This is a genomic window from Microcoleus sp. SVA1B4 (assembly GCF_036700545.1).
Lineage (GTDB): Bacteria > Cyanobacteriota > Cyanobacteriia > Cyanobacteriales > Microcoleaceae > Microcoleus.
On sequence record NZ_JAUBPB010000003.1, the window covers coordinates 49,124 to 74,330 of the forward strand.

Annotated in this window: 24 protein-coding genes and 1 pseudogene; 13 read left to right on the forward strand and 12 right to left on the reverse strand. The window is 45.0% G+C overall.

All coding sequences use genetic code 11. The annotated features are described in order from the left end of the window. Nucleotides 1-198: 198 nt before the first annotated feature. From QT987_RS02295 to QT987_RS02315, 5 genes are all read right to left on the reverse strand, one after another. A complete protein-coding gene (locus QT987_RS02295) occupies nucleotides 199-2,286 on the reverse strand; it encodes a hypothetical protein (RefSeq protein ID WP_333236928.1) in 2,088 nt (695 codons plus the stop codon). A 358-nt stretch (nucleotides 2,287-2,644) separates the two neighbouring features. Then, nucleotides 2,645-2,866 carry a hypothetical protein gene (locus QT987_RS02300; protein WP_333236930.1) on the reverse strand — a complete coding sequence of 74 codons (222 nt, stop codon included), beginning with the start codon at nucleotides 2,864-2,866 and terminating at the stop codon, nucleotides 2,645-2,647. A gap of 399 nt (nucleotides 2,867-3,265) precedes the next feature. Then, nucleotides 3,266-3,562: a type II toxin-antitoxin system RelE/ParE family toxin gene (locus QT987_RS02305; RefSeq protein ID WP_333058482.1), complete on the reverse strand. Its 297-nt coding sequence runs from the start codon at nucleotides 3,560-3,562 to the stop codon at nucleotides 3,266-3,268. Next, nucleotides 3,562-3,816 (reverse strand): type II toxin-antitoxin system ParD family antitoxin, encoded by a 255-nt coding sequence (locus QT987_RS02310; protein ID WP_015179693.1) that lies wholly within the window; start codon nucleotides 3,814-3,816, stop codon nucleotides 3,562-3,564. Before QT987_RS02310 ends, QT987_RS02305 begins: the two co-directional genes overlap by 1 nt. A gap of 447 nt (nucleotides 3,817-4,263) precedes the next feature. Then, entirely contained in the window at nucleotides 4,264-4,935 is a 672-nt protein-coding gene (locus tag QT987_RS02315; protein WP_333236932.1) for a hypothetical protein, read from the reverse strand. A gap of 767 nt (nucleotides 4,936-5,702) precedes the next feature. Here QT987_RS02315 and QT987_RS02320 point away from each other — a divergent pair. Both QT987_RS02320 and QT987_RS02325 read left to right on the forward strand, forming a co-directional pair. Then, nucleotides 5,703-7,505 carry a bifunctional 3'-5' exonuclease/DNA polymerase gene (locus QT987_RS02320; protein ID WP_333236934.1) on the forward strand — a complete coding sequence of 601 codons (1,803 nt, stop codon included), beginning with the start codon at nucleotides 5,703-5,705 and terminating at the stop codon, nucleotides 7,503-7,505. 167 nt (nucleotides 7,506-7,672) lie between these two features. Continuing rightward, nucleotides 7,673-7,837 (forward strand): annotated as a pseudogene (locus tag QT987_RS02325) (IS66 family transposase); the annotation flags it as partial. A 26-nt stretch (nucleotides 7,838-7,863) separates the two neighbouring features. Here the strand turns inward: QT987_RS02325 and QT987_RS02330 are convergent. Beyond that, nucleotides 7,864-8,136: a hypothetical protein gene (locus QT987_RS02330; protein ID WP_333236936.1), complete on the reverse strand. Its 273-nt coding sequence runs from the start codon at nucleotides 8,134-8,136 to the stop codon at nucleotides 7,864-7,866. Between QT987_RS02330 and pqqA the strand changes: the two genes are divergently transcribed. The 7 genes from pqqA (at nucleotide 8,135) to tnpC (ending at nucleotide 14,950) form a co-directional block, all read left to right on the forward strand. Beyond that, nucleotides 8,135-8,299 (forward strand): pyrroloquinoline quinone precursor peptide PqqA, encoded by a 165-nt coding sequence (gene pqqA, locus QT987_RS02335; RefSeq protein WP_333236938.1) that lies wholly within the window; start codon nucleotides 8,135-8,137, stop codon nucleotides 8,297-8,299. The genes QT987_RS02330 and pqqA overlap by 2 nt on opposite strands. A gap of 15 nt (nucleotides 8,300-8,314) precedes the next feature. Next, nucleotides 8,315-9,556, forward strand: coding sequence for a PQQ-dependent sugar dehydrogenase (locus QT987_RS02340; protein ID WP_333236941.1), 1,242 nt, complete (start codon nucleotides 8,315-8,317; stop codon nucleotides 9,554-9,556). 396 nt (nucleotides 9,557-9,952) lie between these two features. Further along, nucleotides 9,953-10,855 (forward strand): pyrroloquinoline quinone biosynthesis protein PqqB, encoded by a 903-nt coding sequence (gene pqqB, locus QT987_RS02345; protein WP_333236943.1) that lies wholly within the window; start codon nucleotides 9,953-9,955, stop codon nucleotides 10,853-10,855. A gap of 192 nt (nucleotides 10,856-11,047) precedes the next feature. Next, complete coding sequence (gene pqqC / locus QT987_RS02350; RefSeq protein ID WP_333236945.1) at nucleotides 11,048-11,770, forward strand: pyrroloquinoline-quinone synthase PqqC; 723 nt, start codon at nucleotides 11,048-11,050, stop codon at nucleotides 11,768-11,770. Between the two features lie 112 nt (nucleotides 11,771-11,882). Continuing rightward, nucleotides 11,883-12,146 (forward strand): pyrroloquinoline quinone biosynthesis peptide chaperone PqqD, encoded by a 264-nt coding sequence (gene pqqD / locus QT987_RS02355; RefSeq protein ID WP_333236947.1) that lies wholly within the window; start codon nucleotides 11,883-11,885, stop codon nucleotides 12,144-12,146. Continuing rightward, nucleotides 12,139-13,245, forward strand: coding sequence for a pyrroloquinoline quinone biosynthesis protein PqqE (pqqE, locus tag QT987_RS02360; RefSeq protein ID WP_333236949.1), 1,107 nt, complete (start codon nucleotides 12,139-12,141; stop codon nucleotides 13,243-13,245). The genes pqqD and pqqE overlap by 8 nt, the downstream gene beginning before the upstream one ends. A 259-nt stretch (nucleotides 13,246-13,504) precedes the next feature. Beyond that, the gene (tnpC, locus tag QT987_RS02365; protein WP_333236951.1) at nucleotides 13,505-14,950 is read left to right on the forward strand and encodes an IS66 family transposase; all 1,446 of its coding nucleotides are present in this window, start codon (nucleotides 13,505-13,507) and stop codon (nucleotides 14,948-14,950) included. Nucleotides 14,951-15,172: 222 nt separating this feature from the next. Here tnpC and QT987_RS02370 read toward each other — a convergent pair whose 3' ends face one another. Beyond that, nucleotides 15,173-16,846 (reverse strand): AAA family ATPase, encoded by a 1,674-nt coding sequence (locus QT987_RS02370; RefSeq protein ID WP_333236954.1) that lies wholly within the window; start codon nucleotides 16,844-16,846, stop codon nucleotides 15,173-15,175. Nucleotides 16,847-17,007: 161 nt separating this feature from the next. Here QT987_RS02370 and QT987_RS02375 point away from each other — a divergent pair, with 161 nt between their 5' ends. Then, nucleotides 17,008-17,736 carry a hypothetical protein gene (locus QT987_RS02375; RefSeq protein WP_333236957.1) on the forward strand — a complete coding sequence of 243 codons (729 nt, stop codon included), beginning with the start codon at nucleotides 17,008-17,010 and terminating at the stop codon, nucleotides 17,734-17,736. 283 nt (nucleotides 17,737-18,019) lie between these two features. Continuing rightward, complete coding sequence (locus tag QT987_RS02380; RefSeq protein ID WP_333236959.1) at nucleotides 18,020-18,379, forward strand: hypothetical protein; 360 nt, start codon at nucleotides 18,020-18,022, stop codon at nucleotides 18,377-18,379. Nucleotides 18,380-18,501: 122 nt separating this feature from the next. On the opposite strand, the gene iscB is transcribed toward QT987_RS02380, so the two are convergent. Further along, the gene (gene iscB / locus QT987_RS02385) at nucleotides 18,502-19,794 is read right to left on the reverse strand and encodes an RNA-guided endonuclease IscB (RefSeq protein ID WP_333236961.1); all 1,293 of its coding nucleotides are present in this window, start codon (nucleotides 19,792-19,794) and stop codon (nucleotides 18,502-18,504) included. A gap of 533 nt (nucleotides 19,795-20,327) precedes the next feature. On the opposite strand from iscB, the gene QT987_RS02390 reads away from it, so the two are divergent. After that, on the forward strand, nucleotides 20,328-20,849 hold the full coding sequence (locus QT987_RS02390; protein ID WP_333236963.1) for a hypothetical protein: 522 nt from the start codon (nucleotides 20,328-20,330) through the stop codon (nucleotides 20,847-20,849). 242 nt (nucleotides 20,850-21,091) lie between these two features. On the opposite strand, the gene QT987_RS02395 is transcribed toward QT987_RS02390, so the two are convergent. Both QT987_RS02395 and QT987_RS02400 read right to left on the reverse strand, forming a co-directional pair. Continuing rightward, entirely contained in the window at nucleotides 21,092-21,709 is a 618-nt protein-coding gene (locus tag QT987_RS02395; RefSeq protein WP_333236964.1) for a Uma2 family endonuclease, read from the reverse strand. A 152-nt stretch (nucleotides 21,710-21,861) separates the two neighbouring features. Beyond that, entirely contained in the window at nucleotides 21,862-22,095 is a 234-nt protein-coding gene (locus QT987_RS02400) for a hypothetical protein (RefSeq protein WP_333236967.1), read from the reverse strand. Nucleotides 22,096-22,273: 178 nt separating this feature from the next. On the opposite strand from QT987_RS02400, the gene QT987_RS02405 reads away from it, so the two are divergent. Beyond that, the gene (locus QT987_RS02405; RefSeq protein ID WP_333236969.1) at nucleotides 22,274-23,503 is read left to right on the forward strand and encodes a hypothetical protein; all 1,230 of its coding nucleotides are present in this window, start codon (nucleotides 22,274-22,276) and stop codon (nucleotides 23,501-23,503) included. Here QT987_RS02405 and QT987_RS02410 read toward each other — a convergent pair. Both QT987_RS02410 and QT987_RS02415 read right to left on the reverse strand, forming a co-directional pair. After that, nucleotides 23,445-23,867, reverse strand: coding sequence for a hypothetical protein (locus QT987_RS02410; protein WP_333236971.1), 423 nt, complete (start codon nucleotides 23,865-23,867; stop codon nucleotides 23,445-23,447). The two genes, QT987_RS02405 and QT987_RS02410, sit on opposite strands and share 59 nt — an antisense overlap. A 58-nt stretch (nucleotides 23,868-23,925) precedes the next feature. Then, on the reverse strand, nucleotides 23,926-25,047 hold the full coding sequence (locus QT987_RS02415) for a DUF6753 family protein (protein WP_333236973.1): 1,122 nt from the start codon (nucleotides 25,045-25,047) through the stop codon (nucleotides 23,926-23,928). Between the last annotated feature and the right edge of the window lie 160 nt (nucleotides 25,048-25,207).

The window sequence follows — 25,207 nt, forward strand, 5'->3', positions numbered from 1 at the left end:
TCAGGAGGAAAGAGTCCGAAAGAAGAAGGAAGAAGAAGTGTTTTTACCAATATGAGATGCTCCCAATCATTCCGATACAACCGGAATTGATATCAGTGCTATAAAATCAATGGTTTCAGCAATTAAAAACGTCCTGGTTGCGGAGAAGGTTGTTAGAGTTGTTAATACCTTGCTTTTCCACCTCCTCTTTCCCCTGGTTCAATGGGAGAGCGCAGCCGTGCCAAGAGTAACTGCTATCCCCAAACCGATTAGAATCATAAAAAATTGCTGCTTTCGCTTGTGAAAAGCTCGAATTAAAAACCACATTCCCATCAAAAAAGAGCTGATGAACGGCGCAACCTTAATACTCCAACTAGCATTTAAAGTAATGCCGGAGCCGACCGAGTTGGTGATGCCATTGCTGTCACCAGAATTGGCTTGGCAATTGTCGCGGGTATTGTGGTTATAAAGCTCTCGAACTTTTTCCCCGTACTGTTTGAGAGAGTAGCCACCTAAAATGTTGGAATAGCTGGCATCAATTTTACTGCCAGAACCCCCAAAGTGTTTCTGTGCTACTCGCTCAATTAAGCGATCGCCCTTGAACACCTGCCCAGTTTTAGGGTCAATTTCCTGTTGCCTGCTGACTACGTTCTCAGCTAGAGAATTTTGCAAGACTTTATCCTGAACAGCAGGAGGAAAATATTGGAAGAGTTCCTCTCTTGTAGGTTTTTGGCCTTTGTTGACGTTCAGGAGAAAGTTAGCCCCCCCTGGAATTGAGCTGACAGCACGCTGCACCTCTTCCCGGTAACTCATCAACTGATAGCGACCGATCGCCCGCCCGCAGTTGCGAGATCCTTCAGTACAAACCATCTCGCCAATAGCTTCGTAATCGCCACTGGCTGCATTTTCCAAATTGGTGATTCCTTCGGAAAGCTTTGCTAACGCCTCCCCTAATGAAGCTACATCCACACCGTTAACGTAAGTTGCGGGGCGCGCGCACTCTCGCTTGGATTCAGGTAGAGGCTGAGTTGGTAAAGGGTTTTCTTTAGCGTGATTTGAACTCAACGGTTTTGAAGGTTTTGTTTCAGATGCGACACCTTTTGAACGCGAAATACTGTTAGAAGAACCGCCCTCTAATCGACCGACAAACATAGGTGAATTAACGCTGTAACTGAGAAACGGAACCGGACCAATAATGTAAGGCGATTTGCCGCAGGGCAAACTAAACCTGAAGTACAGGGCCGTGTCAACAGTATCGCTGGTTTCTGACGGTTCCATTACCACTACTTTAAACACTTCCCCAAAAGGATGCCGGCCCGTCGGTTCCCAACCGGTCAAACAGCCAGAACCACCTCGCACTTCCTGATATTTGCCGCTAATCCACTGCTTGCCTTCTAGTGGCCCTGTGGCGCGGCGACCGGCGTTTTCCATGTCGTCGAGTTCGATATAAGCGCAATCTTTCTCGCAGGCTACCGCAAATCCTTCTACATCAGAACCAGAAATTGTGTTATTGCGTTTGCTTTCGTACCGACTGTAAATCATGTCAATTCGCATGATTGTGCTGCCAATAGACGCAATAGGAACCGGAAAATTAGAAAGCGGGACTTGACTCAGCAGCGGAATATTGCTGATGAGTTCCTCTGACCAGCCAGAGAACTGTTCTAAATTTACGTTGTTAAGGTTGGGGATTTGGGCGATCGCAAATTCAGATAGGTCAATTTGGTTAAGTTTTGCCTGCGCTAATTGCGGTACTTGTTTTACAGCTTGACCAATTGGCAATTGGCTGATGTTAGGGTTCACTCCGGCTATTTGAGAAGATAAAGAAGCAATTGGAGGAACATCGCTCAATTGAAATTGACCCAGATTCGGAACAATTTCAGCCAAGTGACCGACAGTTTGCTTACCAGCTAAGGGAAATGCTGACAAGCTGATATTCTCTAAATTGATATCCCCTAACGCCAACTGTTCAATTCCTTGCAAAGACAGAATTTCAGGTTTTACATCGTTGATGTCCCCCAGCTTCAAGATGTTGTCAACAGAAGTGCCGCCTTGCCAGCTTCGACCGCCTGAACTTCCAGAACTAACAACGGCGGGCAGGGAACTAAAGGTAATCTGGCTCCAATCTGGCAGCAAAACTCTAGATTGTTCTTTTTCCCAAATTTTAGTAGGTAAGGAACTAGCACTAGCAATTGATGGAAAGCTTAAGAAAGTAATGCAGATGAAAGCAAAAATTAGGCAGAGTGTACTGGCAGCTATTAAAGCCGAGCCTACCTGGCTTAATTTTATTAACTGCTTTGGACTGTTCATGGGAATCCTATGGATGTTAACTAAAATTAGGTAAAAAAAGCTGCTCTATTCTTTCTAAGTTGGAAAAACTTTAAACGGTTTTTAAAACATTACAAAAAATAGAGCAGTATGACAGAAATAACCCATCAGCTAAATCTCCCTATCCCCTCTCTCCCCCTCTCCCTCTCTTCCTCTCTCCCTCTCTTCCTCTCTCCCTCTCTTCCTCTCTCCCTCTTTTCCTCTCCATTTTAGGAATTACCCAAAAACCCGCTATTTCTAGGTAATTCCGTCATTTTAGGTTGAGGCTGAGAACGAGAAACTGGGTGTTTTAGGTTGATAGTGTGTCCAGGACTGCATTTCTCCATCTTCGCTTTTTTCTTTAATCAAGCTCCAGCTCAAGCTGTGGATTCGGGCGGACTGCTGAATCTGTCCAAGGAGTATCTGCTAGGTTAGACAAGTCATACACATTTTCTTGGTAAGCGTTGTCAAAATTACCTTGACGAACTTCTTTAGATGACGAGTAACCGACTGTCAAATCGGGTGCCGATTCGTAACCGGAGTTGTTATAGCCGGAATTAGGTTCAACTGATGGAGTGTGCATGGTTCTTTTTAGTTTATGTGGTGAACAATTCCAATTTAAATCGCATCGAGTTCCTGCAACTTCATTCCTATGAGCGATTTTGTTCAGTAAAAATTACCCCCTCCACATGGAGGGGGCAGCTCTATGAAAGTTGCCTAACGGCTCTCAGCAGTGGGCAATTCTACGAAGTCGAGAAAAATGTCTTTTAAGAAAGTGACAAAGTGCGATCGCGCACTAAATTCTCTGATTTGTCAGTAATCGCGGTGTAAGAAACCGAATTCTAACCCGAGAGCGCGTTTCATCTAATAAAATTAATGCCCCTGATTCAATCTCTGACTCAAATTTATGCAACACTTCCACAATTAAACTCTCTCTATTGGCAGGCAGTACGCCTTGAATACGCACTTGCATTACAAGGAGTTAGCCGCGACTGAAAATGTCTTCTATGTCCCGTGAACCATGCAGAACACGAATTACATCTATTCCATTTTCAATTTCCCGGTAGAACACCACATAGTTCCCAATCGGAAAGCTGTGCAACCCAGCTAACAGTTCCTCACGCCTTCTGCCCAATCCTGGATTACGTGCCAAGGTTTGCAGTTTTCCTTCAACGCGATCTAAAAACTCGTCAGCCCGATCTAAACTATCATCAGCGATGTAGTCCCAAATATCTAGCAAATCCAGTTCAGCACGCGGGCGTTTAACGATCGTGGCCATTACTGCGGTTTCCTCCGCCGACGCTGCCGCGCTTTTGCCTTGATTGCTGGCATATCCAAGGGAGTTGCCTCACCGCTGTCTAGCCCTACCTGAATTTCCTGCCGCAATTCCTGTAAGCGAGTTTGCTGGAATTGTTCCCGTTCTTTCAGCAGGCGCAACCCTTCACGGATTACCTCGCTAGCAGAATAATACAGTCCGCTTGAGACTTTCTCCTGGACATACTGCTCTAACTCCGGTGTCAAAGACACGTTCATGCCTGAGTCCTCCTGTAATTTGGGCTATTCCATTTTCGCTTTAATAACAGGGAATAGCAATCGTTGTTATTATTGTACTAAAAAACTCGCTCTTGTGTACAAGCGAGTTGAGCAATTGCTAAAGTAACTCTCGCGATCGGTCGAAATGAACCAATAGACATCTCCAAAAATGAATCTGAAACCCTTATCCTGCTTAGACTTATCTGTAATTTATGGAGATGTATAATCAGGCCCCAAGTGGGTTTCCAACTAATCAGAATCTACAAGGATTACCTACAGTTGACCTGGAGAGAGCGATCGTACCCAACATTTTGAGCAAGTTCATTTTTCCAACCGCGCTCGCGCTCGCATCGCTGAAAACTTTTTGCGATCGTGCAATGAAACTGCTAACTGCACAAGACATACTCCAGCGTTACTCAGAATACCGGACATATTCTGCATTTTTTATTAATTGTTCATTAAGTCCAAGCAAATCACTTGGTTTGGTGCGAGAACACCTCCGACTTTGATTACTTGCAGCTCTCCGGTTTCGTCGGGATATTGTCCTTTAACTTGAGCAATTGCTGCATCTAAACTAGATGCCTGAGCAATATACACCTTCTCAAGAGCACTTAGTACCCAAATAGGTTTTGGCCACTTATGTCGAGGTTGAAGAATTGAATTGTGAATCACTTGACCAGTATACTGAACAATTTGCTCGATCGCAGTTTCCGAACAAAACTCCCCCAATTCTGACTCAATACATTGTTTGAGTTCTTTCGCAGGAATTTGCTCAAAAACTGATTCTAAGAGCATTAATGCTGGTCTTGTCTGCTCTAATTGAGTGTGTTCCTGCACGACTAATGACTCTACGAAATGACTCACCTGGTTGATGATTGAGTCAAAATCTAGCTCCATCAATAAATGACCTAAATACTCCCTTAACAAATTTCTTAGGTTTTCATCAGAGATATTGATACCGCAGGTTTTCAGATAAACTGAAGGTTTATTACCCAAATTTCGACCGCAGCCAAATTCTCCATTAGCTGCATCTTCTGCTTCTATCAGTTCCCTCAAGCGCGGATAACGGGTTGTATCATCTATTGTGGATTGCGGCTGGGAGGGAATTGAGTTACTCATAAAAAAGCTCGGTAAGTGGGAAACTTAGTTACATTATATATCCTAATCTTTAAATTTAAATTCAAGCAATATTTTTCCACCACCTCTATATAAAAATCTTTTTTACAATCTAATCGTTCCGAATTAAAGTCGCACTTAACAGTGCTGCATCGGTGAAGTTCATACATCTGAGTTCACCGTTATGAAAAAACTGCTCGCTATCGCTCTAACAAGCATTTTGCTCTTAATGGCAACAGATGCTAACGCAGTCGTCTGTAAAAAGATTACAGATGGCAAACCAGGCTGCGACCTTTTAGGCGGCACTTGGGATAGCCAAAACAACTGTTGCGGACTTTAAAGTTTGCAACTCTTTTAAATCAAAACCAGGCAACCACTGGTTTTTTTTAGACCAACCGCCATCCTTTATGTCTCTTACCTTATTCCTAAAGTTCAGGACTTAAATTGATTTACCAAAAACCGACTTATAACTCAATACGCTTGGGTTAGCGCTTTCAGACGAATTTAATTTCACGGATTGTTGGTAATTCCCGATTTGTGAAAGGAAGTCAAATTGTTCTGAACCCAAGCGTATTGACTTAAAACTCGTATACTTCCCAAATAAAACCCATCACCCTCAAGATACCTAATGTCGAAAAAATCCTGAAAAATAGTAAAATTTCCTGCATTATTGACACTTCGATATTCTTTCACTATTTTTATGAACGGAACTAATTATGAAATATAACCCGCTAAACAAGCCGAAAAAATCAACCGCTATTCCAAATCTTTTGACCACCGAAAAAATTAAAATAGCTCAGTTGCACGTTACACTTAAAACTCCTTACCAACTGATCGATACTGCTTTCAATCTTGAAACAGCCCTTCAACCATTCCAACAAGCAAAAATTATCGGCATAGACTGCGAAACAACAGGGCTTGACCCATATCAAGCCAAAATTAGATTGTTACAACTTGCCATTCCTGACCATCCAGTAATCATTGTAGATTTATGGGCAATTGAACCGAGTTCCCTGGAACCATTACGCTTGCTCCTAGCCAGTCCTGCACTGAAGGTAGGTCACAACCTCAAATTTGAATGGCAAATGCTCACTTTTGCCGGACTGGAACCATCCAAACCTTTTTTCGATACCTATTTGGCTTACCGAGTGCTGACGGCTGGACTAAAACGCCATTTGTCCCTAGATGCTGTTACTGAGAATTTGCTTAAAGTAAAGCTAGACAAAACGCAGCAAGTTAGCGATTGGTCGGGAAACTTAACACTCGCTCAACTGCAATATGCTGCTACCGATGCTGCAATTTTACTCCCGCTGGCTGCTGCTCTCAAACAAAAATTGAAAGCTTCTAAGCTTTGGAAAACTGCTTTACTAGAGTTTGCTTGTCTGCCTGCGGTGGCTTCTATGGAACTCAACGGAATGCTTTTAGATAGAGAACAGTGGAGAGTTTTGGGAGTGAAGCTCTGTCATCAACGCGACTCTCTTTTAAAACAAATTAATTCGCAACTCCATCGACCTAACCCTCACCAACAAATCTCTCTGCTGCCGGAATTTACGGATACAATTAATCCTCGCTCTCCCAAGCAAGTTCTAGCGGCTTTGCAACAGAAAGGCATTCCTGTTACTTCCACTAACTCTCAACATTTAATTCCTTTGCAAGGCGAGTATCCTGTTATTCAAGCACTGTTAGAATACCGCAGCTTATCTACTCGCATCGACACTTTTACTCTGGGTTTACCAGAACGCATTCACCCGATTACAGGGCGCATTCATCCTAATTGGTTTCAGATTGGTGCTAGGTCAGGACGATTTAGTTGTCGAGAGCCAAATTTAACGAATATCCCCAGAGATAAGGAAACCAGGCAGTGTTTTAAAGTAGCACCCGGTTGTGTCCTGCTAAAAGCGGATTACAGCCAGATTGAACTGCGGATTATGGCGAAGGTTTCGGGCGATCGCAGAATGGTGAAAGCCTATTCTGAAGGGGAAGATTTGCACTCTCTGACAGCTTCTTTGGTGCTGGCCAAACCCTTATCGGAAATTACTCTCGAAGACAGACAGCTCGGTAAAATTATTAACTTCGGTTTAATTTATGGCATGGGAGCACAGAAATTTAAGAATATGGCTCAAGCAGAGCATGGAGTCACTTTAACGCTGCAACAAGCTTCACACTTTCGTAAGAAGTTCTTTGAATCCTATACAGGTATCAAACAATTTCACAGCAAAGTTCGGAGCGCCTGGAGCCGAGGTATTCGAGAGAGTCGCACAGTCTTAGGCAGAAGGAGATTATGGTCAAAAGATACTAAACCGCTGCTTAATGAAATGCTAAATAACCCAATTCAAGGGATGAGTGCTGACATTACTAAACTCGCTCTTGCTCTACTTTTTCTGCCTCTGAGCAGCACTGGTGGTAAACTGATTTGTGTCGTTCACGATGAAATTTTAATAGAGTGTCCTCTTGAAGAAGTGAGGCCAGTTAAAGCCTTGCTTAAAAAATGTATGGTGAGAGCAGGGAATAAGTTCCTCTCTCCGATTCCTTGCGAGGTAGAAATTAAGGTGATGGAAAGTTGGGGAGGTTAGCGGGGAAAGATTGAGCAGCGGGCAGTAGGCGAAGAAGGGATAAGAGTGGAGGAGTGAGGAGTGGGGAAAGAAGTAATGAAGAACCACGCTTCTCGCCACTCCCTACTCCCCTTTTTGCCACTCCTACTCGATCCAGAAATAGGGTTTGCTGAATAATTGATCGCTGTACAGAACTTGCAGGAGTCTTAAGCTCAGATGATTTCAGCGTTTATAATGTTGGCAAAGTAGCAGCCCAACAGAAGTGTCTGGCTCACTTACGACGGCATTTCCAGAAAGTGCTGGGACTTCCTGGCAACAATAATGCAGCGGTCGCTCAAATATTTCTGTCATTGGCGTTGCTGATTTACGGTATGAAACGCTAAATATGACCGTCATAGAAACCAGTATCCACAAAGCTTTTGGATTTTAAAGTGATTTTTTTAATACCCTGATTACGCAACGCCCTGTCATTAATTGATGAAGCTTTTATCGCCCATGAGTCGGGAGCGAAAGACAAAGGAGCGACTGTTCTCGATCGCGGATTCATCCCTCCGATATGTCGCTCGCTTTTTAAATTTTGCGCTATAACTGGAAATTGCAACACCATCAAGCACGATCCGAACACAGCTTTAAGTTTTAGGAGAATTTTCATGGCAACGCAAAACCAATCTCAAACCTCACAGCAAATTTCAGCTAGCGACGATCGCCCTGAATCTCGGCAGCCGATCCGCACTTCTGAAGATTGGGAAAAACCAGAGCTCGAAGAATTCGATTTGTGTTTGGAAGTCACCGCCTACATCTACAACCAGCAATAGCAAGAAATAACTATCATGCTTTTGTTGATAAAACACTCAATTCGGAGGATTGGGCTGGCAAGTGCTGGAATCACGATCGCCGCTTGTTCTGCCGCTCCCCCAAATACGGCTGCTGTTGCCCCTAATGTTGCCCCTACTGCTGCCCCTACTGCTGAAGCATCGCCCCTTCAAGCAGTATCTCCAAGCAGCACGGCTCGGGGGTTCAAGCAAGCGACGGTTGCGGAAGGGTTAGAACGCCCCTGGGGCATGGCATGGCTGCCCGATGGCAGTATGTTGATTTCGGAAAAAGCAGGGCGACTGCGGTTGCTGAAAAATGGGGTGTTGGAACCAACTCCGATCGCGGGCGTGCCGTCCGTGATGTCATCAGGCCAAGGTGGACTGATGGATGTTTCCATTCACCCTCGATTTGCCGAAAATCGATTTGTGTATCTGACTTACGCCTCGGGCACCGCCGATGCGAATCAAACTCGCATTGCGAGAGCGAGATTTGACGGCAAAGCTTTGCAGGATTTGCGCGTCATCTTCGAGGTGTCTCAAGTCAAGTCGGGTACGCAACATTTTGGATCGCGCATCCTGTGGCTGCCGGATGGCACCATGTTAGTCGCGATCGGAGATGGCGGAAATCCACCGGTGCAGCTAGAAGGCGATCTGATTCGGAAGCAAGCACAGAATTTACGCAGCCGTCTGGGCAAAATAGTGCGGTTAAACGATGATGGTTCAATTCCTCGCGATAATCCCTTCGCAACAAATGCCAATGCAGATCCGGCTATTTGGAGTTACGGACACCGCAATATTCAAGGGATAGCCTTCGATCCGGGAACAAAACGAGTTTGGATAACGGAACATGGGGCGCGCGGCGGCGATGAATTGAATCTAGCTGAAGCGGGCAAAAACTATGGATGGCCGCTCGTTACCCACAGTCAGGAGTATGCAGGCGGCGAGATTTCACAGGAGCGATCGCGCCCCGGTATGGTAGATCCAAAAGTCGTTTGGACTCCGGCAACGGCTCCTTCTGGACTGGCATTTTATACTGGCGATCGTTTTCCTGCTTGGAGGGGCAATCTGTTTGCCGGGGGCTTAGTTTCTCAAGACGTGCGGCGGATCGAGCTCGATGCAGCAGGAAATGTCCGCAGCCAGGAAGAAATTAGCATCGGGCAGCGGGTGCGGGACGTGCGGCAAAGTCCAGATGGGTTGCTGTACGTTCTCACAGATGACTCGAACGGTAAATTGATTCGGCTGGAACCGACTAATAACTGAGGTCGATTAATCAAACAGAATTCAGGAGTCAAAAGTCAAGATGAATTTAGGAGTCAGAATTCAGAATTAAATTCTGTAAGACGGGCGCATGAATAAATCGGTTCCGCGTTCCACACTAACAGGATTTACGCCTCAAGTAGTTTGACAAACTATTAGTAGCGGTAAGGTGCGCCACAAGCACCCTACATATAGAGCTGGTGCGTAAGTTCCGACCAAATTGAAAACTGGTGGTCTAGAATTATTGGCAGGTCTAAATCTCTTACTAATGGATTCTGACTTCTGAATTCTTCTTGATTCTGACTTCTGAATTCTTCTTGATTCTGACTTCTGAATTCTTCTTGATTCTGACTTCTGAATTCTGAATTCAGAATTCTTATTTTTAACGGATTTTGATAGATGATCGTGAGAATTTTGGGAGCAGCGGCGGGCGGGGGATTTCCCCAGTGGAACTGTCATTGTCGGGGCTGTGAAGCGAGTCGATCGGGTCGGGCAACAGCGCTCACTCAATCATCGATCGCAATTCGATCGAACGGCGGGGATTGGTTTTTAATTAATGCTTCGCCGGACGTGCGCCAGCAAATTGAACTAATGAGAGCGCACAACTGTTTTGCTCCGCAAAACGGGCGCTCGCTGCCTTTTGCTGGCATCATTTTAACGGATGCTGAAATCGACCATACGACTGGGTTGATGCTGTTGCGGGAATCATCGCATCCTTTAAAAATTTACAGTTCCGAGCGAGTCAAATTCGCCCTGACAACCGGCTATCCATTATTTTCGACACTGCAAAATTATTGCGGTGTCGATTGGTCGCCTCTAGATGCTGCCATCTCGCTGGCATCCGATCTGGAAGTCGAGGCTTTTGCACTTTCGACAAAACCGCCGAAATATATGCAGAACGAAGATCGATCGCCGGATGAAGTTTGGGGTGTAGGATTGACAATTCGCGATCTCAGCACTGGTAAAACTCTAACTTATGCACCGGGATTGGCGGCGATCGACGAGACAATGCAGCGCCGTTTAAATGCCAGCGATTGCATCGCGATCGACGGCACGTTTTGGACTGATGACGAACTTCCAGCCTTAGCTGTTGGAGCGCGATCGGCACTGCAAATGGGACATTTACCTTTATCGGGAGACCGAGGCAGTTTGCGGCAGCTTGAAGGACTAACTGGGCCGCGCAAAATTCTAGTTCATATCAACAATACCAATCCAATTCTAATTCCAAATTCTCCTGAGCGACAAACAGTTGAAAGTCAAGGGGTTGAAATTGGTTGTGATGGATTAATGTTTGATTTGTGATATGGCAATTATAAATGATTCATAAATTTTTTACCCGACCCCAATTCCCCAAACTCGCTGGGGAGTAAGAACTTCACAAATGATTTCCCGTAATGCAAGCCTTTTTTATTAGGCCGAGCGAGCGGACGCGAGATATAGCAATCCTGAAAATATGCAATGATAAATTCATCACAAACTAGATCAGATCGAACCATGCAAGAATTATTGTCACCGCTCGAATTCGAGAATTTGCTGCGCCAGCAACACCACCGCTACCACCACCTGCACCCGTTTCACCAACGCATGAATGCAGGAGAATTGACTCCAGAAGAAGTGCGGCGCTGGGTAATTAATCGCTTTTATTATCAACGCAATATTCCGCTTAAAGATGCTGCAATTTTATCGAATTGTTCCGATCGAGAAGTGCGGCGCGAGTGGATTCAACGCATTATCGACCATGACGGCCGGAATATCGATCGCGACGGTAGGGGTGCGGAAGCAGGAGGAATTGAAGCATGGTTGCGATTGGGTGAAGCGGTGGGACTGTCGCGCGATCGACTGTTGGACGATGGAAATGTTTTGCCCGGAGTGCGATATGCTGTCGATGCTTATGTCAATTTCTGCAAGACTAAACCTTGGATTGAAGCGATCGCATCTTCGCTGACAGAGTTGTTTGGACCTGATGCAATTCGCGATCGATTGGTTGCGTTGGAAAAATACTATTCATGGATCGATCCGAGTGGATTTGATTATTTCCGAGTGCGATTGCATCAAGCCCCTCAAGATGCTCGCTATGCACTGAAATTAGTGGTGCAAAACTGTCAGACTGTTGAGATGCAACAGAAAGCTGTTCGGGCATTAATTTTCAAATGCGATCTGTTGTGGAGCCAGCTTGAAGCGATCGAACTAGGAGACACTCGTCCCTCAGAAACATGAGGGGAGAGGGGAAGAGGGGAAGATTTTAGATTTTAGATTGGGGGATTGGGAGATTGGGACAATTACTAACTGTCAACTGTCAACTATCAACTGTCAACTATCTTGAAAACTAATGAATGGTAACAGTTATCCCTATCTTGCTTGTGGAGTGCGGCTGTTTTGGGATGAGATCAGGCAACAGCATTTTCTCTTGTTTCCCGAAGGCGCAGTCAAACTGAATAAAACGGCTTGGGCAATTTTAAAACTGTGCGATCGCCACCATACGACCGACGAAATTATTACAGAGTTATCCGCGCAGTTTGCTAGCCCCAATGTAGAAGCAGATGTCCGCCAACTAATCGCTCAAATTTCGCAGCGAGGTTTTTTAAATGAATGAAATTGCGCTACCTTTTAGCTTGGTTGCAGAGTTAACCTATCGCTGTCCTTTGCGCTGTCCCTACTGCTCGAATCCGATAAATTGGAGCGATAATTCTTACCAGCAAGAACTCCAGACAGAGGATTGGTTGCGAGTAATCCGGCAAGCTCGAAAGTTGGGTATTTTGCAGTTGGGGCTGACTGGTGGAGAACCTTTGCTGCGCAAAGACTTAGAAATATTGGTGGAAACCGCGGCCGAGTTAGGCCTTTACACGACATTAGTTACGGCCGGAACTTTACTCACAAAAGAACGGGCTGCAAATTTAAAAAACCGGGGTTTAGATCACGTTCAAATTAGCATTCAAGATAGCCTCGCGGCGCAGTCCGATCGCATTGCCGGAGCGCGATCGTTCGACCAAAAAATCGCTGCGTCTCAACTGGTAAAAGAGTTAGGTTTGCCGCTAACATTGAACTTTGTTTTACACCGTCAGAATCTAGATCGCCTTGAGGAAATGCTATCGCTAGCCGAGATGTTGCAAGCCGATCGCGTTGAATTAGCAAACACTCAATACTACGGTTGGGCGCTGCACAATCGGGATGCTTTATTGCCGAGTCGCGAACAGTTAGCCCGCGCGGAACAAGTGGTGAAAGCAGCTCAACAAAGGCGCAAAATTCCGATGGGAATTCTCTATGTTATTCCAGATTACTACGCTCAATATCCCAAACCTTGCATGGGCGGTTGGGGGAATCGGACGTTAATTATTACTCCCAATGGCGACGGTTTACCGTGCCAAGCGGCAATGGCAATTCCCGATATTGAGTTTGGCAATATTCGCGATCGCGCGCTTGATTGGATTTGGTTTGAGTCTGCGGGAATGAATCGATTTCGCGGCACGAATTGGATGCCGGAACCTTGTCAGAGTTGCGATCGTAAAACCTTGGATTGGGGTGGTTGTCGCTGTCAAGCATTTCTGTTAACCCAAGATGCACGGGCTACCGATCCTGTTTGCCATCTTTCACCGCAACACTCTCAAATTCGATCGGTGTTAGATAGATTGTCCGTGCACAAAGAAGATTTTGTCTACCGCGATCGATCGGCAGGAACAAAAGGATTTAATTAAAAAGAGACAATCTGGAATTGCAACCTCTATTAATCTAATTTTAAACAGAATGGCGATCGCCATTCTTCCACCGCTTAAACAATTCCTGCTTCACGGGGTGAGAACGCCGTCAAAACGTCGGTATCATCAGGGACATAGCCCTCAAACCCCTCTGAAAAAATTGTAGCTTGTTCCGTCTTATTGCCATTAATTCCTCAATTATTTTGTAAGGATTCAGGTCAAGAAAAACTTCAGTGGCAAAAGCTGGTAAAATAAAGGAATGAAAAAGCCCACAGCCACCAGAGAGCAGAAAAAAACCGAGATAGAGCAGTTGAGCCAAGCTGAACTGGTGGAAATGGTGTTGGGGCTGCAAAAAATCATTGAAGAATTGCAAGAAAAACTAGCTATTGCCGAGGGCAAAAGTCGAACCACCAGTCAGACTTCATCAAAACCCCCATCAACGGATCTACTCCAAAAACCAGAGAAACCAACAGTTAAACCAGAAGCAGACCCAAAAAAGAAACCAGGCGGACAACCGGGTCATCAGGGGAAAACCCGCAAAGGGTTTGGACGAGTAGACAGAACTGAAATTAGCTCACCCGACATCTGTCTCAATTGTGGCAGTAAAGAATTAAGTGAAGTAATTAACATCCACAGACAACAAGTAGCAAGTCTAGTAGCAAAACCAATCGAGGTCGTTGAATATCAGACACAATCGTGTAAATGCCTCGAATGTGGTGCAGTAGTCACAGGAGAACCGCCCCTAGGAATAGTTCCAGGACAAGACTTGAGCGTTAATCTCCAAGCACTCTTAGTCTGGCTAGGCAATTATGGGCATCTTTCCTACTCCAAGCTGACTGAGTTGTTGTGGGAACTCGGCAGGATAGAAGTGTCCGTAGGAACACTCCAAAAAACCAATCAACGAGTAGCAGCAGCAGTTAAACCAGCTCTCAAAGCACTGTGGGAATGGGCACCTCTACAATCAAACGTTCATGTAGATGAAACACCGTGGTGTGTGATGGGGGTTAAAGAATGGTTATGGACAGCGAGTATCGAAGGATTCTGTTTATTTCATGCCGCAGATACCAGGGGGCGGGTGGAATTGGAAACCATGCTGGGCAAAGAATTTGCGGGAGTCTTAAGCTCAGATGATTTCAGCGTTTATAATGGCGGGAACATCGCAGCCCAACAGAAGTGTCTGGCCCATTTACGGCGGCATTTCAAGAAAGTGCTGGAACTTCCTGGCAACAATAATGCAGCAGTCGCTCAAGTATTTCTGTCATTAATAGATGAAGCTTTTATCGCCCATGAGTCCTGGCGAAAGACGAAGGCTCGACTCACCTACGACTTCTGGGCTGAGGATTTCACAATACGATTGAATCAAGCTTTGACCACTTGGTTGGGCAAAGTTGGTTATGCAGCAGGTCTGTTACTAAAATCCTTACGAGATAAGGCAGAACAATGGTGGTATTTTCTCAATGACCCCTCGGTTCCTCCAGATAATAATTTAGCAGAACGTTCCCTACGGCTAGCTGTAACGAAACGGAAAGTTTCTGGCGGCTCTCGTTCGATGAAACGATTTGAGGAAACGGCTAATCTGCTGAGTGTGATTCAAACCTGTCGTTTTCAAGCTCGTTCAGTAATGGCTTTTTTCCGTGAGGCTATTTCTGCCCATTCTTGTGACTACTTTCCTATGCCTGACCTCATTCCCTTCTTTGGGACCTGAATCCTTACAATGGAGGTAACATTGTATATAGATGGGGTTGCTTATAAAAATTGACCCCATCTTTTTTTACCATAAATCGGTCTAACCTTTGTTAGCTATGGGTCAAGACGGGGTTGTCACCCCCTGAATTCTCTTGTTTGCACCGCACCATCTAATGCGGCAGAAATCTTGGAATTGATTTTCGATGCCAATAAAACCCTGCTATTGCTGTCGATCGTACACTCAAGTTTTCTCGTAAGCAGGTGGTCGATACTCGAATAATTCTTGCTCTGCCGCCGCAAATTTAGACCGATCGCCCCCAGAAGCAGGCCGCGCAAAGGACGCTTTGTTGCGAATCCCCTGGATATCTTCAGAAGAACGCTCAGACGACAGCACAAACTGAGTTCTCTGATAACGCAGATCGACCAATTCAATTTTACCAGGTCGTCCTTCACAATAGGCTCGTTCAGCACAGCGTTTAACTGCGATCGCAATTTCAGCACTCGTTGCTCCGGCATAATCAGATAGTAGCGAATACCACTGTCTGTCGCTCCAAAGATTCTCTTTTCCTTCCCCAAACTGCTCTGGGAAATACTTAGCTAAGTGCAAATTGAAAATCTCATAGCGAGCGCCGCTGTGTGGCAAATCCACAAACCAGATTCCGCCGTCGTCAAATCTGCGGATAAGTTCAGCCGGCAGCATTTCTAAGCGGTTAACAGTAGCTAACATTAACACGGGGCTTTCATGCTCCTGCATCCAGGTGAGCAATTTCTGCGACAGTCGCCTAGCTACACCGCCATCAGCATTTGATTCCCAGCCAGAAAAACCCTTGTCAAAATCGTCAAAGAACAACACGCAGCCGCCCAAATTATCTGCTGTATCCAGCATTTTGTTGAGAGCGCGATCTGGATTAGAGGAACCTAGAATATTGCCCCAACTTGCTGCTAAAAGCGCATAACCTAGCTTCTTAGCAGCTAGCTTTGCACTCAAACTTTTGCCCGTCCCCGGCGGCCCCCACAGCAGCATTCCTTTGGGAGGTCTGAGGTGATATTTCTTGGCATCAGGTTCTGACAGCTTTACGACTTCGCTCAAATAAGCATCTAATAAATCTAAACCGCCAGCATGAGGCACGTCGGGAGAAGCAATGAACTCCAACCCCTGGTCTCGAAGTTGCGATATTTTATGCTCTAATACCAACTCAGCGATATGGACAACTGAAGTAGTCACAGAGAGCGATCGATCTAATACTAATTCAATTTCAGCCTGTGGTAGCCCTAGACTAGAAACAGCCAGCCGTTTTTTAGCAGCTACCGCATCTGAACCAAAATCAAGGGAACAATTGCGATCGCAAAAATTATCTACAAGAACTTCGACTTCAAAACGATCGGGTAACGGACATTTGAGTAGAGGAATTAATGGACTTAGCTTTGATGGCAATTGGATGTACTCGCCCAGCAGTACCCAATATTGGTCGGCCCAACGCCCTTTCAGCTCAAAGAATGCGTTAGCCAATTGAGAATAACGTCGGACAAGAGGCTGTTCGGTACTGTCTGACTCCAAAATATCCTCTAACAAAAAGATACCGGGGCAGTCATTTTCCAGCAGAAATTGCAGGACATCACTCTCGACAGATAGCTCAGTTTTACATAGGACGCATTCACTGTTATACGTTTCCGAAATATCTGAAACGCTTGTCAAGTCTGAATGACAACCTAATTTCGCGAGATGTTTATCCAAACACCGCACCTGTTGAAGAGTTGCATAGCCGGGATTCCAATAATAAACAGGTAAACAACACTCACTGGCGTACTGATGAAATGATGACAAGATTTTTTGGCGATCGGCACTGTAACATTCAAGGGCAACTATGGGAGTTTGAATGACTCTTAACTTAGACAAACTATTGAAAAGTTTCATGAGCTGATACAACTAAATAGACGACTTTGAACATAATAATTTAACTAAAATAATTAAAATTTAACTTCCTGCTAATGAGCGAAATACCCCCCTCAACTGGAGGGGGTAATTGTGCCTAACGGCACTCATTAATTGATGTTATGTAAGTTAAATTGTCAATCATGACCACAACTAAAAAACAAACAGCAGCCACTCCAAATCGCTCTCAGTCAACAGTTCCTGCTAAATCAAAACCGCCTGAAAAGCAGAACAGTCAAACTGTCGGCAGTAACAATGGAGCTAAATCAAAACCTCAACCTAACCTCAGCCCGGAGCAACTTGCTGGCGAGCTAGTCAAACAGATTCGGAATACAATTCATAAGAAGTACGGTGTGACAATTCAGCGTCGCGATAGCCGTATTTCGACAAAGGTTGGCCACGCAATTCGCGAAAAACTGGGATTGGATATTCAAGCTCAGTTGAATAAGCGCAACGGTAATGGCAATGGTAAAAAGTTCGACTGGCAAGAGTGGAACAATACTGTGTTTCCCAAGCTAGTTGGCCGACCCGATGAACTCAAGTATGATGTCGAAGTTGTTGCCTTAGCGATGAGCCAACTTTACGATACAATTGCTGACAATCCACAAGCTGCCATTGCCGATTTAATGGAGTTCAATGCTCAAAGCTTAAAGCGTCGCAACGAGTTAGCTAAATCCTCTGAAGAAGATACTGAAGAACTCGATGAGGACGACGAACTCGATGATGAAGATGATGAAATTGATGACATACTCGATGAAATTGATGAGGAGGACGAAGACTCCGAAAGCGATGAGGACGAGGATGAGGAAAGCGATGAGGAGGATGATTTTAGTTTAGACGAAGACGAAGAATTTGAGGAAGACGACGAATAATCGCTAAAGTTTGATTAGAAAGCTCTGCTGAAAAAGCAGAGCATTTTTTTGCCTCTATCGAGGCCTTTTCCACGAATCGCGCTCCTGGGTAATGATTGTCGCCACCGTCCGAATTAGGGCGCTCTGGGAGGCATACCCAAAAAATTCACAATCAATGAAATCTTGGCATTGGTTGTGAATTTAATTTTACCCACCCACCAACCCCAGGAATTTTTTGAATTAATTCTAATTAGCGAACTGTCGTCGCTTTAGTTGTGAATAAAAAACACAAGGAGTGTTAATCATGGCTAATCGCAAATCAGCTCCAACTCCGATGCAAAAGCAATTTGCAGAAACTCTTGAAGAACAGCGCTTCGAGATGTTTTTGCACGTTGCCCGCGAGTTAACGGGACGTGCCAAACAACGACAGTTGCAGAAAGGTAAAGCTCTTGACTGGGAAGCGTTCAATACTTGGTTTAACAAGCAATATGAAGGCTACTCGGCTGACGAGATCCTTGAAGAAATCTTGAGCAACGTTTACTGGCTTTCATCTGAGCAAGCAGTGATTGACTTGCACTTCCGTTATATCGAATCGGCAGTCAAAGCTTCTCACAAGAAAAAGGCAACTGACGATAATGAAGAGATTGATGATTTTGTCAAGTAATCAATGACGACCCCCGATAAAGGGGATAAAATCCTGCTCCAAGCAGGATTTTATTTGCCCGCCCACCCACCGCACCAGTTCCCTTTGCGATATTTGCGATCGCTACGCCTCTAATTGCCGATTTACTGGACGCAAGTAGACAATGTATACGTATAACCATCATTATGGTGAATTGCCCTACAGTATTTGTGACGTACTGGGCTAACTTTTCCCGTTGGTGAAATCATCTCAAAAACTCCACTCGCTCGAACAATTAGCCTGCCTCTATGAGTACCCGCAAATTTTCCTGTAGGCAGAGTTGCTTGTACCATGTCGCCAGTTTTAAAGCCGAAAAATTCCTTGCACCGTGTCTTGTGTCTGATTGGGAAGCCATATTTATTTGGCTGGCAGATCTGACGGCTGCCCCATCCTGAAGCTTGAATTAACAAAGGCCCGGCAGTCAAAATTTTTAATTGGGACACGAGTCCCACACAAGCTGCATCTAACCAATGAGTTTTTGGTAATTCCAATCGAGTACGATTGTATTTGGTCTGACCGCCTGTTCCGATTTCAACTGGTAATGATGTTTCTTTCAGTCTGTTAAAGAGTTGCCAGCGGGTGCTATTGACTGCTGCTGCATCTTTCAATGGTTGTTTGGCTTGTTTTGCGATTCGATCGAACAACTCAGGTTGCTGTGCTAAGAAATCTTTAAGCTCCTGATTTCCCTTGGCTTCGTTGCACTGACGGCAAGCAATTGTGAGATTTGAAACTCGGGAACTTCCGCCTTTCGATCGGGGGTGGATATGCTCAATTTCTAATGGGATATTTTGGGCGTTGCAATAAGCACATTTTCGACCCCATTTTTCTAGTAAATATTCTCTGATTTCGTAGCCTGCTAGTTCTCCTTGTTGGTACTGGATGCCTGAGATTTCTGGGTTTTGCATCGCCTGAGTGTCAAATTTCACTAACTCTTGAGATATTCCTGTAATTGGAACGTATCTGCGTATGCGGTTGACCCAAGTCAGAATATTTTCTACTCTTGATTCTAGACTGGGTGGCAACCATCCTGATTTTCGCGTCCGGTTTAAAAACCGGGGTTGTCGATACCTGGTTTTGCGGTTTCTCCGGTGACTGCGCAGGGCGCGACGCGATGCTAAATCGTGCTTAATTTGTTGTCCCCTGTGGGTTAATTCAGCACCCCAGATTACTTTGTCGTCTCGGACAATTGCTAATCCACTAACTTTGGCACCCGGATCGATTTTTAATTGATGGGGTTGTATTTGGGGAGCGGATACTGTGTATTTGAGTACGATCGTCAAGGGGTAACGTCGATAAATAGCAGCTTTTTGGAGTTTTAACAATCGCCTTGCTTGTCCCGGTGGTACTGGGTTAAGCGGTTGTCCATTGGTATCGACAACAAAGACAAAATTAGACATGGATGTCCTCCCTTGCGGGGTAATGTTTTCCTCGCCAATGTTTTGAGGGCTTGTTATGCCAATCGCACTTCCTTAACCAAATAGGGATGTTTAACTATTGACGACAGGGCTACAAGCTGGAAAGCACCTGTAGGTGTCATGACCCTCGAAACGTAGTTTGTAACTGAGGCTGGCTATCTCTCCAGCGTTGGAAGTGGTTGTCCACTCTTGTCTGCTGTTTGGTGGATAGCATTCTCAGAAGGCTTTAGTTAATAGAACTTACGCAGTAATAGCCTAATTATGTCATTCTGAGTCCTTCAAGCAGTTTACCACGAGCGTAGCGAAGGTTCCGCAAGTAATGCGAAGAATCTCAAACTCTTGCCACACCATTACAAAGCCTAAGCCCTGGTTAATTAGTTTTATGCGAGAATGCAAGCCACTTAATAATAGATCGTAAAACCGTTTTGCAATAAATCAAATAACTGTTTTTATTAAAAGGTTTGGATATTAAACGCGAGCGCGTTTGAGAGATGTTCCACTTGCAATTTATAATCATGTATCAACCTATTCAGCATTCTCTCACCCTCGCAATTGAAACTGTGGTAATTTTTGGTTACGGTGGCTTAATTGTTCACTATATCGCTACGCTGTTAGCATCGAAGCGGATGAATCCTTCTGAAAAATTCTCAGCAGAACTGGCCCCCGATTTTGTGCCTCTTCTCAATGAAATTGCTTCCTTTCCTGCTGTTGCCGAATGTGCAGCAACTCCAGAACCCACAGAAGAACAGCGCCTCACCTCTTCGCGACAAGTTAAAGCCGAATTTGCTTCTAATATTCAACTCGATACCGACACATTAAATCTACCCTTCATTCAAGTCGATAGCCTCACTCTCCGACAATGCCGCACCGTTATTCGAGCGCTCAATTCCACTGTCCCACGAAGTGAGCATATTCGCCTTAAACTCAACAAAAAAGATGTGCCAGCAGATTCGTTAAAATTTCAAATCAAGAAGCAGTTTGAGCATCGACCGCAGCAAGTTGTCTCCCTAATTGAGCAAATTTTGAGAGCGAGTTAGCACGATCGGGGAATCAACAAGCCAATTATTGCTTTCTATCAATAAAACTTTTGGTAACGAGTTGATAGAAAGTTTTTTGAGTGGAACCCTCCTTTTCCTGACCAAGCTATTAGTTACTTTCTTCAGGGCCAAGGGGAATCAGACCCTTGCCAATCTGTTTGCTCAACTCATTGAAACTCAATCCCCGTTCACTTGCGACCGCACGAATTCTCTCCATCCTACCGACGTTACCTGGATATAAGCTAGATAGCAGCATATCTGCCTGCCGCGAAGATTTGTTGTGCGGTTAATTGCAACTCTGGAAACATTGACGAAATAAGCCGATCGTCATTTTGAAACAACTGTTTTTGATACTCGTCTTCTCGCAGCGTACAAATAGTAACTGTCGGCTGTTTGGGCTTGCCAATATATTCTCTGCCACCAATGCCCAAATAGTCAACAATCCAATACTCAGGCACTCCTAGTATGGCGTAATCTTCAACTTTGCGGGCGTAATCATTCTGCCAGTTGGTACTAACAACTTCAGCAATCAGTTTAATAGAAGAACCTGATGTAATTACAGGTTCTTGTTGCCACAAAGGTTCATTAATTAGTCGAGTTTGGTCTAATACAAGCACATCGGGGCGAAAGGCTGTTGCTGTTCCTAATAGTTTGATGAGACAGCGAGGGGTAAGGTAGGGTAGATCCAGGCGGTCAATTTCTACATTCAGTTTTCGTCCCAGAAAACCGGATATTTGTTCGTGCGGCCCTGTTGGTTCCATTTCGGTTAATTCACCATCAATCAGTTCGTAGCAATCGCTGTCGCCGTAGTTTGTAATAAATTCATTAACAGTTATAAGTTTTGGAGGTGATTGAACCATTATATTTTTTTCTGATACATTGGCAGGGCACAATACCGTAAGTTGGAACATTTTTTTATCTATAAAAACACCGTTGTTACTATCAATAAAACTTTTAGTAACGAGTTGATAGAAAGTTTTTTTGCTCTAACCTCCCTTTCCATATCTGGCAATTAGTTACTTTTTTCACCAGTGTCAAGGGGAATCAGACCCCTGCCAATCTGTTCTATCAACTCGTTGAGACTCAATCCGCGTTCAATGGCGATCGCGCGAATTCCTTCCCATCCTACCGATGTTACCTGAATATTTCTTTGCTTCTTGGGTTCTTCATAGCGGGGTTGTCCCCCAGAGCGGTTGAGATTGGCTAACGAGTTGGGATGAGGCTGGATTCCTTTACTAGGTGGCATAGCGTTGATAACGTTTCCCTTTTTCAACTATTTTCGCATTTTCTGGAGGCTTTTCGACGATAACTATGTTAGTGTTGAATACTTCAAGAAAATTCCTGCCCGCGCTGACTCCCCTACTCCGGTTGCGGTCGAGCGCGGGCGAGCCTTGCATTCAACAAACTCGCCAGGAATGCGTCAAATGCAATCAGAAGCAGACGATCGGGAGCCGCAAGCGTTAATTGTTTTGCCGGGGGGTATTGGAGGGTGTACCTCTTGTGCTGCGAAACAACTGCGAATCGACCCCGAATTTCAATCTCTCATTCCTCCCCTGAGTAAAGACCAAAAAGCCGCCCTGCAAGCGAGCATTCTGGAGGAAGGATGCCACGATCCGTTAGTAGTCTGGGCCGAGGAAAAGCTTCTCATCGACGGCCACAACAGGTTCGCCATCTGTACCGCGCACGGCATACCATACAAAATTGTAGAGATGTCTTTTGACAGTCGGAATGCAGTCAAGGTCTGGACGATCGCCAACCAACTGGGACGGCGCAGCTTGACGCCAGAATCCGTTAGCTACCTGCGCGGCACCTGGTACGAGCTGACCAAGGAATCTCACGGGGGCAAGCGTTCGGCAAACTGTCAAAATGACAGTTTGACAGACAAAGTATCGCCAGATAGAGCAAGCTGTCAAAATGGCAGCTTGACAGACAAAACAATGCCAGATGAGGCAAGCTGTCAAAATGACCACTTGACAGACAAAACAATGCCAGAAGGAGCAAGCTCTCAAAATGGCAGCTTGACAGACAAAACAGCACGAGAGTTAGGAGAACGGTTCAAAGCTTCCCCCAGAACGATTTACCGGGATGCCCAATTTACTCGAGCTGTGGATGCTCTCAGTTTTATTGGAGGGGACGAAGTGAAGTGGAAAATACTGAATCGCTCTGCTGGGCTGACCAAGAAGCAGGTCATCGCTTTGGCAAACGACACTCGCAGCAATCCCGCTCAGGTTGCCAAAACTTTACAGGGGCGCGACAAAAAAGTAAAACCTGAAGGCGAACCTAAGATCGCCCACCACCTGACGCTCAAAATTGGTTCCTTGGTGGAAGTGTACGCGCCCGATCGCCAAGACGTTAACGGCAGGTTAGGCCGCATTCAGTCAGTGGGCGAGAAAACGGCTACCGTGTGGATGCGGCACATCCCTACTCTTGCCATGAATTTGCATACCTTCAAACACTCGGCTCTCACCGCCAGGCCGCTCGAAAATCAACCCGGACTTCAAGAAATTTGCGATCGCACTGACCGACTTCACAAATTAGGAAATCTAGATCCTTTTGAGATAGAAATCCTCAACTTGTTAGAAAGAACAACGGCTCTTACTCCCACCGAATTGCAGTATTTAGAACAGATTGAGAACAAACACAAGCTTGATTGAGTACCTTGCAACTATTTTTCCTTTTGGGAACAGCAATAACTTCGGAAATTTTAGTTGATTCACTTGACAGTTCAAACACTGAGTCAATCAATTTTTGTTGAGCTGCTAATTGTTGCAGTGAATAACAAGCTATTGCTCGCACTCGCTCAGGAGACTTGCTAGCATTTTTGGCAGCAAACGGCCCCCAGAAAGCACTCAGTACAATATTAATCTGTTCCGATATTGGGTATGTTTGACTCAAACAGTAATCCCAAACCATCTCATCGAATGGGTCGTTTAGTGCAACTAAAACACCCGATATTTGCGACTGCACTTGCTTCTGATTTTGGTCAGGTAACGGCTGATTGTTCAAATTGGCAATCATAGATTTCTCCTGTTAAGCTAACTTATTTACATCCCACTCAAGACTTTAGTATTTGCCCTCAAGGAACAAACTCTCGTTCTTGAGGGGAGCGAATCCACAAAGTACAAAATCCTTTTTGTGCAGGTTTACCCTCTACTGTCAGCGTCACCCCCAATCGATTTATCTCAGTTTCACACAGTTTTTTGCCACCTTTCTCGCTCAACAAAGCTTGATTCCAGCTCATAAATTGGCGAGCATATTTCCCTTCATTGCTTGTTGCCCACTGAATTGTATCCGCGTTCTTGCGAGCAAACTGACCCTCTTTGCTCAGCCCCCATTCGAGCGCTACGGCTTGTTCTAAAGTGAGCTGGCGCGGCCCTTTTGGGTCGAGTTCAGGCGCTGGAATGAACCGGGGCAGCGCTAACCCGATAAACGCGCCAATCGCCATTGCCCCTAACACTACCCCGCTCCCAAAAATCACCGACCAAATATCGTGAGCAACTTTCTCTAAAGCTGCTTGTCGCACTAGGGTGTAAACTGAGTTGGAAATGTGGCGATGTTGCACCTTAACAGCCGCTTTTCCCTGCCGTTCTAAAAACTCCCTGCTTTCTTTTTCCCAATTTTCAGTAAGCTGGCGAACTTGTTCCAGTTCTTGAGAAATAACAGCTTGAGAATCTTTCAAATCACCTTGCCATTGAGATTGCCAATTCTTGAAAAACTGGTCAATCTCTTGCGGTTTTTTTTCTAACAGCAGTTCGAGTTGACCTGTAGCCAGCAATACGATAAAAAGCGGGTCATTTTTATTGAGACCGTATCGGTAAGCTGTCTGAATGACATGAGAGCGAAATTTGGAGTCTTTGCCCTTGAGTACCTGGCTGATTAGTGACTCAGTATCTCTCTCGTACATGGGAGGGGCAGATAAAGGATCTCTGTTCAGAGCTTCTCTTTCCCTCGAATCATCGTCTATGAGTTCCCAAAACTGCTCTTCATTTAGCTTACTCCCATTTGATTTCAACTTTTCTTCTACTGCATCTTCTAGGACTGTATCTGGAGAATCGGGCAAATTTTGCGAATTTTCAGCGGATTGTATGGAATTATTTTTGGTATTATTAAGTCTGCCCTGTTCCCTTGGCGTTTCCAATATCTCGCCAAACTCTTCAGAGTCAACTTCGGAAAGTTCTTCTAAAAGTCGATCGGACATTTAACCTCCTACCTAATCAAAATCCTAATCTTTATGCTGTTCTGCATCGCGCATTCTATAGTGTGAACTCATATTTTGTCCGTCTCCTAACGAGTTCATCACCCATTGACTGTAAAATTTACAGGAATACCCGCAAATTATCGGTTTAGACACTATCTGT